This window comes from Rhizobium sp. J15, from assembly GCF_002531825.1.
Lineage (GTDB): Bacteria > Pseudomonadota > Alphaproteobacteria > Rhizobiales > Rhizobiaceae > Rhizobium.
This window is the reverse complement of record NZ_NWSX01000058.1, coordinates 25,202-36,732: the sequence shown is the minus strand read 5'-3', so window position 1 is coordinate 36,732 and position 11,531 is coordinate 25,202. Positions and strand designations below refer to the sequence as shown.

General features: G+C 63.0%; 11 protein-coding genes and 1 pseudogene. 4 read left to right on the top strand and 8 right to left on the bottom strand.

Features of this window, described 5'->3' with window-relative positions:
* The 5 genes and pseudogenes from CO670_RS29430 to CO670_RS29410 form a co-directional block, all read right to left on the bottom strand.
* A pseudogene (locus tag CO670_RS29430) lies at nucleotides 1–139 on the bottom strand (sugar ABC transporter substrate-binding protein); the annotation flags it as partial.
* Nucleotides 140–229: 90 nt separating this feature from the next.
* On the bottom strand, nucleotides 230–1,750 hold the full coding sequence (locus tag CO670_RS29425; protein ID WP_097593520.1) for an aldehyde dehydrogenase family protein: 1,521 nt from the start codon (nucleotides 1,748–1,750) through the stop codon (nucleotides 230–232).
* Nucleotides 1,750–2,529, bottom strand: coding sequence for an enoyl-CoA hydratase/isomerase family protein (locus CO670_RS29420; protein ID WP_097593519.1), 780 nt, complete (start codon nucleotides 2,527–2,529; stop codon nucleotides 1,750–1,752). Before CO670_RS29420 ends, CO670_RS29425 begins: the two co-directional genes overlap by 1 nt.
* Nucleotides 2,522–4,135, bottom strand: a complete 1,614-nt coding sequence (locus tag CO670_RS29415; RefSeq protein WP_097593518.1) for an acyl CoA:acetate/3-ketoacid CoA transferase — start codon at nucleotides 4,133–4,135, stop codon at nucleotides 2,522–2,524. Before CO670_RS29415 ends, CO670_RS29420 begins: the two co-directional genes overlap by 8 nt.
* Nucleotides 4,136–4,164: 29 nt before the next feature.
* Nucleotides 4,165–5,214, bottom strand: coding sequence for a LacI family DNA-binding transcriptional regulator (locus tag CO670_RS29410; protein ID WP_097593516.1), 1,050 nt, complete (start codon nucleotides 5,212–5,214; stop codon nucleotides 4,165–4,167).
* 253 nt (nucleotides 5,215–5,467) lie between these two features.
* Here CO670_RS29410 and CO670_RS29405 point away from each other — a divergent pair, with 253 nt between their 5' ends.
* Entirely contained in the window at nucleotides 5,468–5,887 is a 420-nt protein-coding gene (locus tag CO670_RS29405) for an NUDIX domain-containing protein (protein WP_097593515.1), read from the top strand.
* 79 nt (nucleotides 5,888–5,966) lie between these two features.
* Complete coding sequence (locus tag CO670_RS29400) at nucleotides 5,967–6,590, top strand: carboxymuconolactone decarboxylase family protein (RefSeq protein WP_097593513.1); 624 nt, start codon at nucleotides 5,967–5,969, stop codon at nucleotides 6,588–6,590.
* 32 nt (nucleotides 6,591–6,622) lie between these two features.
* On the opposite strand, the gene CO670_RS29395 is transcribed toward CO670_RS29400, so the two are convergent.
* Nucleotides 6,623–7,597, bottom strand: coding sequence for an alpha/beta hydrolase (locus CO670_RS29395; protein WP_245426105.1), 975 nt, complete (start codon nucleotides 7,595–7,597; stop codon nucleotides 6,623–6,625).
* 304 nt (nucleotides 7,598–7,901) lie between these two features.
* On the opposite strand from CO670_RS29395, the gene CO670_RS29390 reads away from it, so the two are divergent.
* Nucleotides 7,902–8,465 (top strand): nucleoside 2-deoxyribosyltransferase, encoded by a 564-nt coding sequence (locus CO670_RS29390; protein ID WP_097593523.1) that lies wholly within the window; start codon nucleotides 7,902–7,904, stop codon nucleotides 8,463–8,465.
* 12 nt (nucleotides 8,466–8,477) lie between these two features.
* Here CO670_RS29390 and CO670_RS29385 read toward each other — a convergent pair whose 3' ends face one another.
* Complete coding sequence (locus CO670_RS29385; RefSeq protein WP_097593511.1) at nucleotides 8,478–9,365, bottom strand: LysR family transcriptional regulator; 888 nt, start codon at nucleotides 9,363–9,365, stop codon at nucleotides 8,478–8,480.
* A gap of 124 nt (nucleotides 9,366–9,489) precedes the next feature.
* On the opposite strand from CO670_RS29385, the gene CO670_RS29380 reads away from it, so the two are divergent.
* On the top strand, nucleotides 9,490–10,341 hold the full coding sequence (locus tag CO670_RS29380) for an oxidoreductase (RefSeq protein WP_097593509.1): 852 nt from the start codon (nucleotides 9,490–9,492) through the stop codon (nucleotides 10,339–10,341).
* Nucleotides 10,342–10,431: 90 nt separating this feature from the next.
* On the opposite strand, the gene CO670_RS29375 is transcribed toward CO670_RS29380, so the two are convergent.
* Complete coding sequence (locus tag CO670_RS29375; RefSeq protein ID WP_176539050.1) at nucleotides 10,432–11,427, bottom strand: alpha/beta fold hydrolase; 996 nt, start codon at nucleotides 11,425–11,427, stop codon at nucleotides 10,432–10,434.
* Nucleotides 11,428–11,531: the final 104 nt, after the last annotated feature.

Genomic DNA, 11,531 nt, shown 5'->3' with positions numbered 1-11,531 from the left:
CATTCAGAGCCGCCGCCTCGCCGCCTGACGTCCACCAGTGCAGCATCTGGACTTCTTTCACGTCAGCGGCGCGGGCGGAGACATGCGCGCCGGCCAGAGCCAATGCGATCACGGCAGTCGTGGTCAGAAACCTATTCATCGAAGAACCTCCCAGTTCCAGTATCGATAGATGCGGAACCCATTTCCGCACCCGATCACCCGCCCTCCTCAGGCGCAGTTTCATTGCCGGCTAGGCCAACCTCTCGCTCTGGGGCATCCACCAGCTGGTGCGCTTGCCGATATGCATGTTCAGCGTCTTGGTCTCGGTGTAGTCCTCGACCGCATGGCGGCCGAGTTCGCGGCCAAGGCCGCTCTGCTTGTAACCGCCGAAGGGAAGCTCCGAGGCGCCGTCCATGAAGGTGTTCATCCAGATCGTGCCCGCCCGCACCGACCGGCCGATCGTCAGGCAGGTGTCGAAATCACGGCTCCAGACACCGGCCGACAGGCCGTAATCGATGGAATTGGCAATGCTTGTGGCTTCGGCAGTCGTCTCGAATGTCAGGACCGACAGGACCGGGCCGAAGACTTCCTCGCGCGCCACCGCCATATCGGGCGTGACCGCTTCGAGGATCGTCGGCGACATGAACTGCCCCATGCCGAGATCGAGCGTCTCGCCGCCATGGGCGACGCGCGCGCCGCTGCCCCTCGCACCGGCGACATATCCCGAGATCTTCTCCAGATGCTGCGGCGTGATGATCGCGCCGACCTGCGTCGAGGGATCGAGGGGATCGCCGACCCGCACTCCCTTCGACAGCTCGGCAACACGCCTGACGACGTCGGAAGCGATCGACTTGTGAAGGATCAGCCGCGAACCGGCATTGCAACACTCGCCGGCATTGAAATAGGCGCCGAAGACGGCGGCATCGACGAAGGCATCGAGATCGGCATCCGGGAAAACGATCTGCGGGTTCTTGCCGCCGAGCTCCAGCGAGACCTTCTTCAGCGTCTGCGCTGCATTCGACATTGTCAGCTTACCGACACCGGTCGAGCCGGTGAAGGAGACCATGTCGACGTCTGGATGGGACGTCATGACCGCGCCGACTTCAGGTCCCGTACCGGTGACAATATTGACGACACCATCCGGAACGCCCGCTTGCTGCAGGATTTCGCCCAAGATGAGGGTCGAGCCCGATGTCAGCTCCGAGGGCTTGACGACGGTGGTGCAGCCGGCGGCAAGCGCAAAGGGCAGCTTCTGGCCGACGATCAGGAAGGGGAAGTTCCAGGGCGTGATGATCGACACCACGCCGATCGCTTCGCGCAGGACGACGCCGAGCGTGCCGTCGCCGAGCGTGTTATAGCTTTCGCCGTGGAGATCGCGTGCAAGGGCGGCCGCATAGCGCCATATGTCGACGGAGCCGGCGATTTCACCCCGCACCTGCGTGATCGGCTTTCCTGCCTCGATCGCATCGAGGAATGCCAGCTCTTCGGCGCGCGCAGCAATCAGATCGGCGGCCTTCAGCAGGATGGCGGAACGCTCGGAAGCGGTCATGCGCGACCACGGCCCGAGGTCGAATGCCTTGCGAGCGGCGGCAATCGCACGCTCGGCATCGCTCCTGCTGCCGGTCGGGAACCGGCTGACCACGATGCCATGGCTCGGCGCAACACGCTCGATCGGATCGGAAGCGCCGGCTTCCCATTTGCCGTCGATCAGCATCCTGAAATCGCGCGCCTTGTGGTCGCTCAGCGCCGTGGGGTTGACGAGGACCGTCATTACCATTCTCCCTTGAACGTTGCCGGGCGCTTCTCGCTGAACGAAGCGACGCCCTCCTTCAGATCGCCGGTCTTCGCGGCGAGGATCGAGCCGAGGGCTTCGACGGCGGTTCCATTGTCTTCGCCATTCGCCGATGCGATCATCAATTTGGCGATCTCGACGGCAGCTGGCCCTCTCGCGGCGATGCGCGCGGCATATTCCTGGGCCGCGGCAACCGAGTTTCCGGTCGGGACGACCGCATCGACGATGCCGAGCAGGCGCGCCTCCTCGGCGCTGAAGATCTCGCCGCCCAGCGCCATGCGCCGGACGACCTGCGCACCGAACCGGCGCACGAGACGCTGGGTGCCGGACCAGCCCGGGACCATTCCAAGGCCGGTCTCCGGCAGGCCGATCTTGATGTGCTCCTCTGCGAGGCGAATGTCGGCAACGCCCGCAAGCTCCAGCCCGCCTCCGAGAGCGTGGCCGTTTACAGCCGCGATCAGCGGCATCCGCAGGGTCGCCAATCTTTCGAAGATGCGGTGGCCATGCCGAACCCAGGCATGGCCGAACTCCTGCGGCAGCATTCCGCCCCAGGCCTTGATGTCGCCTCCGGCGGAAAAGCCCTTACCCTCACCGGTGAGAACGGCGGCGCGAACAGTCGGATTCGCCTCGACGGCATCCGCTGCATCCGCCAACGCTTTCAGCATGTCCAGATCGAGCGCATTCAGCTTCTCCGGACGGGAGATCGTCAGCGTGGCGACGTGTCCGTCAATATCGATCCTGACCGTACCGCTAGCCATGGAAGGTACCCTCCAGTGTCCGCGCACTCTTTGCCGGAAGCGACAGGCCGATATTCGCCTCCCTGAAAAGCGTCGCGTCCATGAGCTTCAGATCGGGTGCGACGATCAGCGGGAATTCGGATTGATCGAAGATGTGGGCCTGAAGATCGACGCCGGGAGCGATCTCGGTGAGGACGATGCCGTCAGGCGTCAGCTTCATCACGCACCGCTCGGTGACATAGGTGATATCCTGCCCTTGCTCGATCGCCCGCCTGCCGCTGAAGGTGACGTGTTCTACTTCATTCACCAGCTTCTTCAGCTTGCCCTCCTTTTCAATGAGGAGAGCCGCATCGGCGATCGAAAGCTTCGCCCCGGCATTGAACATGCCGGAGAAGACGATCTTCCTGGCGCGCGCCGTGATATCGACGAAGCCGCCGGCGCCGGCCGTCACATGCGGCCGGAAGGAGAGCTTGGAGACGTTGACAGAACCGTCCCTGCCGATCTCCAGGAAAGAGAGCAGCGAGGCGTCGAAGCCAGCCCCTTGGAAATAGGTGAACTGATAGGGCGACGGCATGTAGGCGTCGGCGTTGGAGGCGCAGCCGAAGGCGAAGTCGAGCAGCGGCACACCGCCGACCGCGCCCTGCTCGATGACCCAGGTGACGGCACCGTGCAGCCCCTCCTCCAGCAAGATGCGCGGCACGTTGGCCGAGATGCCGAAGCCGAGATTGACGCAGCTTCCCGCCTGAAGTTCCTGCGCCACGCGGCGCGCGATGACCTTCTGGACGTTGAACTCAGGAACGCTGAAGCTATCGAGCGGGCGGAAGATCTCTCCTGATATCGCGGGATCGTAAGCCGTCTGCGTCGTCTGCTTCTGATCGGGATCGACAATGACATAATCGACCAGCATGCCCGGTACGCGGACGTCATGCGGCTTCAGCGAGCCTTCCTTGGTGATCCGCTTGACCTGCGCGATGACGATGCCGCCATTGTTGTGGGCGGCAAGCGCCTGGTCGAGACCACCGAGATAGGCGCCTTCATGTTCGTATGTGAGATTGCCGCGCTCATCGGCGGTCGTGGCGCGGATGATGGCGACCTGGGGGGCGATCGAAGGAAAGAACAGCCAGTCGTCGCCCTCGAAGCTCACGCGTTTGACCACCGGATCGTCCGACGCGAGAGCGTTCATCGCGCAGCCCTGCCGCCGGGGATCGACGAAAGTATCGATGCCGACCTTGGTCAGGACGCCCGGCCGCTTGGCGGCCGCTTCGCGATGGATGTCGAACAGGATGCCGGAGGGAATGTTGTAGGCCGGGATCTCGTTGTTGGTGATCATCTGCCAGATCAGCGGCGGCTCGGCCGAAGACGGGCCTGAAGGATAGGAGCCGCCGATGATGCGCTTGAGCAGGCCTTTCCTGGCGATGTAGTCGACGCCCTTGATGCCGCTCATATCGCCGGCTGCGATCGGGTGAAGCGTCGTAATGCCGGAGGGATGGCCGGTCGCATCGAAACGCTCACCGATCGCCTTCAGCATCAGGTCAGGGCAGCCGAGGCCGCTCGAGGACGACACCGTGACAACAGCGCCATCGGGGATCAGCGCGGCCGCTTCGGCTGGTGTGAGATGCTTCTTCATGTGCGTCACTCAGAATCCCGCTTGAATTTTCACGCTCTGCCGGCTCTCGCCGGCGCGGCTTTGCCGGCTCCGCAGCTCTCGCGAACGACCAGCCGAACGGCTGTGGTCACGGTCTCGGCCTCGGCCTTGCCCGCATTGATCTGCTTCAGCAGCATCTGTGCGCCGCGCCGCCCGATGCCCTGCGGATCTACCGAGACCGTCGTCAGCGCGGGAACCGCCGCCTGCGCTTCGATGACATCGTCGAAACCCACCACGGCGAAGTCGGCCCCGGGCTCCAGACGGCGCGCGCGCAAGCCGTCGCAGACACCGAAGGCGACGGCATCGTTGAAGCAGACGGCTGCCGTGGGCCGATCGCCGAGACCGATCGCTTTTCCGATCGCCTCCACCCCGCCCGCCCGCGAAGGCGCGGACGAGATGACAAGCTCTTCGTCATAGCCGAGCCCGGCCGCCTCGATCCCGCTGCGGTAACCGGCCAGACGATCGTCGAAGACGGCGGTGTCGGGGAAGCCGCCGAGAAAAGCGATGCGCTTGTGACCGAGCCCCACCAGATGTTCGACCGCGGCCATCATGCCCGCCCGGTTGTCGGAGACGATGGAGGAGACTTTTGCGCCGGGCAGATTGCGGACGACGACCACGACGGGAATGCCTGCCGCGACGAGCGGCTTGAAGTCCGCGGCATCGGTGGCCCGCGCCGGCGACACGATGAGACCCGAAATGCCGTGCTCACGCATCGACGCGACAACCTCGCGCTGCCTGTCGATGCTCTCGCTGGTGTTCGACAGGAATTGCACGAAGCCGGCCGACTGGACGACCATATCGACGCCAACCGCGAGTTCGGCAAAGAAGCTGTTCGTCAGATCGTTCACGACGACGCCAATGATCCTCGATTTCGCGCTGGCCTGCCGGAGGTTCGCCGCGCCGCGATTGTAGACGTAGCCAAGCTCCCGCATCACGGCATTGACCTTGGAGCGCGTCCCTTCGTTGACCAAAGACGAGCCCTGGAGCACCAGCGACACCGTCGACTTGGAGACACCGGCAGCCTTCGCAATGTCGATGACGGTCACCCGCGGCTTTGTCACTTCTTCCTCCCGACGCCATCGTCGACTGGCGCCTATTTATTTGGAACGTTCCAATTCTGTCAAGCGGAATCGGACTGACACCCAGTATTTTCGGGGTTTGCATTCACCAACGTTTTGTTGAGATCAGGATATTGATATTGGAACGATTTAATTTTTCCAAATCGCCGGAAAGAATTTTCGGCATGCTGGACGCTCGGAACGGTCTGCAAAATTTCTGACTGGCGTCTTTGCGCGAATCCGTTCAGATCGGCTTATGACCAAAACGATCCGCATGTCGGCTGCTCTCGTCCTGCGCGACGATGGCCTTGCGCTTCTGGTGCGCAAGCGCGGCACGCTGGCCTTCATGCAGCCCGGCGGCAAGATCGAGCCGGGGGAGACGGCCGAAGAGGCGCTGACAAGAGAGCTTTGCGAGGAGGTCGGGCTTGTTGCGACGACGGCAGCGCTTGAGTTTCTCGGCCGGTTCGAGGCGCCGGCCGCCAACGAGCCCGATCATATCGTCGTCGCCGATGTCTTCCTGCTGCATGTCGGCGACGGCGCGGTCAGCGCAACGGCGGAGATCGAGGAAATTCGCTGGATCTCGCCGATGGAGCCCGGTGATATCCTGATGGCGCCGCTGACCGAGCACCATATCCTGCCCTTCTACCGGCAGCGCAAGGCTGCGATTGCGGATTAGGAAAGCTGCGATGGCGGGGACAGATTGATGTCGACAGCCTCCGCTCTATTCTCCCAACGGATCAAGGGAGGGTTCTGCCATGGCTTTCATTCATACCCCCAATGCATCCGCCAGCGAGAAGACGACGTCGATGTACGCCTCGGCGGAAGCGAACTACGGTTATCTGCCCAATATGTACCGCGCCTTCGGTCATCGGCCCGAAGTGATGGAGAATTGGGGAGCGCTGCTTTCGAGCATTCGCAGCCATATGAGCCTCAGGCGCTACGAACTGGTGACTCTGGCGGCGGCCAAGGAGTTGAAATCCTCCTATTGCATGCTGGCGCACGGCTCGGTGCTGCTGCGCGAAGGCTTCACCAGCGATGGATTGACGGCCGTCGTCAACGAGACGGAGAAGGCGCCGATCGACGGCAGCGAACGGGCGGTCATGGCCTTTGCCGCCAAGGTGGCGCGTGATGCGACGTCGATCACGCAGCAGGATATTGACGGGCTGAAGAAACACGGGCTGAGCGATGCCGATATTTTCGACGTCACGGCGGCGGCAGCGGCGCGCTGTTTCTTCTCGAAAGTGCTGGATGCGCTGGGCGCCGCTCCTGATCACGCCTATGTCGAGCGGCTGGAACCGAATGTACGAAAGGCGCTGAGCGTCGGGCGGCAGGTCGAGCAGCCCCTGTCGCCTTCGCCGTCCCGCAGCACATCGCAATGATGCGAAGCCCGCCGGGCGCTTAGTCCTCCGGGCTATTCCTTCGGCTTGTCCTGAAAATGCCGGATCGCAAAATCTGCGATGTTCTGGTTTGCCTGATCGGCATCGTCGAGCAGCGAGGGAAACAGCTGCCACTGATGCGGCATGCCCGGCCAGACCTCGGTGGTGACATCCACGCCCGCCTGACGCGCCTTGTCGGCGAGGCGCAGCGTGTCATCGAGCAGGACTTCGCCGGAGCCGACCTGCAGCAAGAGCGGCGGAAAGCCGTTCATGTCGGCATAGAGCGGCGATATCTGGGGATCGGTCGGCGACCGGCTGCCGAGATAGGCTTTGCGTGAGGTTTCAAGCCAGGCCTTGTCGACCAGCGGGTCGCTTTCGGCATTCGATGCCACCGAGCCGCCCGTTGCGGCAAGATCGGTGATCGGGCTCAGCGCCACAACAGCCGCCGGCAACGGCTTTGCCGCCTTCATCTGCCGCAACACCATCTCGATCGCGATATTGCCGCCGGCGCCGTCTCCCGCCACGATGACGTTTCCGTTGTCATAGCCGTTGTCGAGAAGCCAGCGATAGGCCGTCAGCGCGTCGTTGATCTGCGCGGGATAGCCATATTCGGGCATCAGCCGATAATCGATGAGCAGCACATCGCTGGATGCAGCCTTGGCGAGCGAGCCGGCAAGCAGGCCGTGCGTGCGCACGGAGCCGCTGGAGAAACCGCCGCCATGGATATAGAGAATCGCCCTTTTGCCGATCGGGTGATGAAGACGGGCGGGCCACATCAGCTCGGCATCGACGCCGTCGGCATCGACCTGCCGGAGCTGGATGCGCGTCGGCCCCGGCGTCGTCTCCATCAGCGTCCTGAAAGCCGTCCGCCTCTCCTGCAGGCTGTCGGCGCCGGCAAAATGCTCCTTCCACAGGCCCACGAGTTTTTCGACCTGCTCGCGCGAGGCCTGGCTTTGCGGCTCCATGTCCTGCCCGACCGCTTCCGATGATAGCAGCATCAGTGCGGCCAGGGCGGGAAGCAAACATCCCCATCGCTTCGGTTTTTTTCGATCCGCAGCTGGCAAATTCCGACCGTTCATCAACTTCTCCCGACGATGCTGGCCATGGCGCATCTTTGGCCGGTTCGCCGACAGGAGTCAAAAGGGAGGTGGGCGCAAGCCTCAACCTTTTTCGCTGCACGCGCATCGCGGCGGTTTCCCGAAAAATTGCACCACGCCCGCCGGCACGGCTTGCCATTTGGCGTGTTTCCGTCGGAAATGGGTTTTGTGCCCGGCACCAGCCGGCGCGTCGTCTCGCCTGTGAATGAAGGATATCATGACCACCATTTATCTTGCCGGGCCGGAAGTCTTCCTTCCGGATGCCATGCCCATCATGGCCGAAAAACGCCGCCTGGCGCGCCAGTTCGGCTTCGAGCCGACCGGCCCCGGCAGCGACGAAAACCAGACGCCGGTGAAGCGGACGGCCGCGGAGATCTACGCGCGCAACGAAGACGCCATGCGCCGGGCCGATATCTGCCTGGCCAACATCACGCCCTTTCGAGGCGTCAGCGCCGATCCAGGCACGGTCTACGAGATCGGCTTCATGATTGCGCTGGGAAAGGCAGTTTTCGCCTATACCAATCATCCCGACGATTATGGTCTGCGTGTTCGTTCGATCTGGTATGCGGGGCGTGAGATCGATGAGACGAGCGGGCGGCCGCGCGGACCGGACGGCATCGCGATCGAAAATCACGGCATGGCCGATAACCTGATGATCGACGGAGGGATCGAGGCGACCGGAGGCAAGGTGTTTCGTGCGGCCAAGCTCCCATCAGATCCTGCCCGCGACCTCGCGGTCTATTTTGAAGCGCTTCGGACGATCGCCGGCCTGCGCGGATAGGATTTGGCTTCTTTACTCCGCTCTCATCGCGTCGATAACGGCGCGGAAGCCCGCCGACATGTGGCGGCGGCTCGGATAGTAGAGATAGAGTGGTTCCTCCAGCTGGCACCAGTCGTCCAGCACCTGGATCAGCTCGCCGCGGGCAATCGCCTTCTCCGCGCGCGGCTCCCAGATATAAGCAAGGCCGACGCCACCAAGCGCTGCCTGCAGCATCAGCTCGTGATCGTCGAGCGATAGCGGCCCGGTCGGCTGAAAGCTCACCGTCTGGCCATCCTTCTCGAATTCCCAGGCATAACGGGCGCCTGATGGAAACATGTTCTGGATACAGAGATGGCGCTTGAGGTCGTGCGGCGTTTCCGGCTTCGGGCGGGCCTCGAAATAGGCTGGCGAGCCGACGACGACCAGGCGAATGCGCGGCTTGATGCGCAGCGCGATCATGCCCTCCGTGATCCGTTCGCCGAAACGGATGCCGGCATCGAAGCCTTCCTCGACGATATCGACCAGCCTGTCGGTCGCGTTGATTTCCAGCTGCAGATTGGGGTTCCTTTTGAGCAGCGGACCGATGACATGGCCGATGACGAAAGGGCCGATCGAAGTCGGCACGTTGATCCTCACCTTGCCGAAGGGCGTGTCGCGGTAGCGGTTCAGCGCATCGAGCGCAGCCACCATCCCACCAAAGGCCGGATCGAGATGCGAGATCAGGAGTTCGCCGGCCTCCGTCAGCGAAACGCTGCGCGTCGTGCGGTTGAGCAGGCGGATGCCGATCCTGTCTTCCAGATTGAGAACGGCGTGGCTGACGGCAGAGGCGGTCACGCCCCGCTCCTCGCCTGCCTTTCGGAAGCTCTTATGCCGCGCAACAGCCGCGAAGGCTGCGAGTTCGGATAGGTCTGTGGCGCGCATTACTGAATTTCGCTCATCATAGTTTCGATAATAACGAATCTTATACATCAGCGGATTTTCGGTCAAATTCACCCCGTCAGCACAGAGATGCGACGCCAAACAAACAGCTCGGAAGGAATTCGTCATGAAAGTCTGGTTCATCACCGGTGCATCCCGCGGCTTCGGCGCGCTGATGACCAAGGAAGCCCTGGCAGCAGGCGATGCCGTCATCGCCACCGCCCGCAACCCGAAGACCGTCACCGAGCAGTTCGGCGATCATCCGAACCTGATCGCCGTCGCCGTCGACGTTACCAACGAGGCTCAAGCGAAGGAGGCTGCGGCCGCCGGCATTGCCCGCTTCGGCCGCATCGACATCCTCGCCAACAATGCCGGCTACGGATTGCTCGGCGCCGTCGAGGAAGCCTCGGCCGAGGAGATCGAAAGACTTTACGCCACGAACGTCTTCGGTCTCCTGAAGGTGACACGCGCCGTACTGCCCTATATGCGCCGCCAGCGCTCCGGCCACATCCTCAATTTTTCCTCGATCGGCGGTTACTTCGGCTATCCCGGCTGGGGCGTCTACGGCTCGACGAAATTCGCTGTTGAAGGCCTGTCGGAATCGATGGCGGCCGAACTCGAGCCTTTTGGCATCAAGGTGACGATCGTCGAGCCCGGCTTCTTCCGCACGGATTTCCTCGCCGACACCTCGCTGGCGATCAGCCCGGCCTCCATCGCCGATTACGAAGGCACGCCGGCCGGCAACATGCGCAACTTCGCCGCCGACGCCAACCACGCCCAACCCGGCGACCCGGCCAGGCTCGCCGCCGGCATCATGACGATGGTCGCCTCGGCCAACCCGCCGCTGCGCATGCCGTTCGGCAGCGATACGGTAGCGATGATCGAGGCGCAGCATGCGAGTGTCGAAAAGGAACTTGCCGTTTGGCGCCAGCTCGCGCTCTCGACGGATTTTCCCAGCGACGCAACAAGCGCAGCCTGAAGAGAGACATGCGCTGCCGCCCCACTTCCGGTCTCGGAAGTGGGGCGGCAGCGCATGTCTTAACGGTGGGGAAGACGGTAGGCCGCTCGCCTATTTTCCGACCTGTTCGGCCCAGTTCGGCGCCTTGCCGCCGCCGTCGAGGAAGGTCATCGCCATGGTCGCCATCAACGGCGAGGCGAAGGTCTCGTAATGGGTGAGATCGGGCAGGATCGCCAGACGGTTCTTCGACATGTTTTCCCGCATCCAGCCGGCGTCGCGCAGGCCGCCGCCGAGCTTGTGATAGAAGTCGATCATATGTTCGGGGCGGATCATGTCGGCATCGCCGTACATCAGCATGACGGGCATGGTGAGCTTGGCGACGGCATCGCTGTAATCGATGGGCTTGCGCATCAGCACCCCCATGGCGTCGAGCAGCTTCGGAAATTCGGACACGTCGGGCGCCACCGCCTTATAGGAGAGGAACATCGGCGTGTCCTTCATCATCTCGGCCATGCCGGCACCGACGGCCGCCTGCTGCGGCAGCATCTCCGGGAAGAAACCGTTCTGCGCATAGGGCGCCGAGAGGATCACCAGCCGGCGCACCTGGTCAGGCGCGCTCGCCGCCATGTGAAGGGCCACACCGCCGCCGAAGGAATAGCCGAAGACGTCAAGCTTGTCGTAGCCGAGCTGCTTCACCAGGACCGCGAGATCGGCGCCGATATCGGGAAGCTCGATCGGCCGATTGCCGAGGGGCGTGCGGCCATGGCCCTGCAGATCGACGGCGATCACCTGGCGGTGATCCGTGAAAATGGGCATGACGGGCGCGAACATATCGATCTGCCCGAGGCCGCCGTGAAGCAGCAGCAGCGGCTCGCCCTCGCCGCGGATCTCGTAATAATAATCGATGCCGTTGACCGGCACCCTTCCCTTCCTGACGATCGGCGCAATGGCCTTGTCTTCCTCGACAACTGGCGCAGCGCCGCCTGCGGCCGAGATATCCGGCGCAGCCAGGAAGGCAGCGGCCGTTGCGATCATCGAAATCAGCGTCATCTTCGACATGTCCTTGCTCCATCTGTGCGTCGATATCGCAAGGACGGCGGCGGTCATCGTTTTCCGACACTCTGCATCGAAATTTCTGGCACCCGCCTTTATGACATTCCTATATTTTCGCCCCTCGCCTCGAATGGATTTCCTATCGCGGCCGGCAGTAG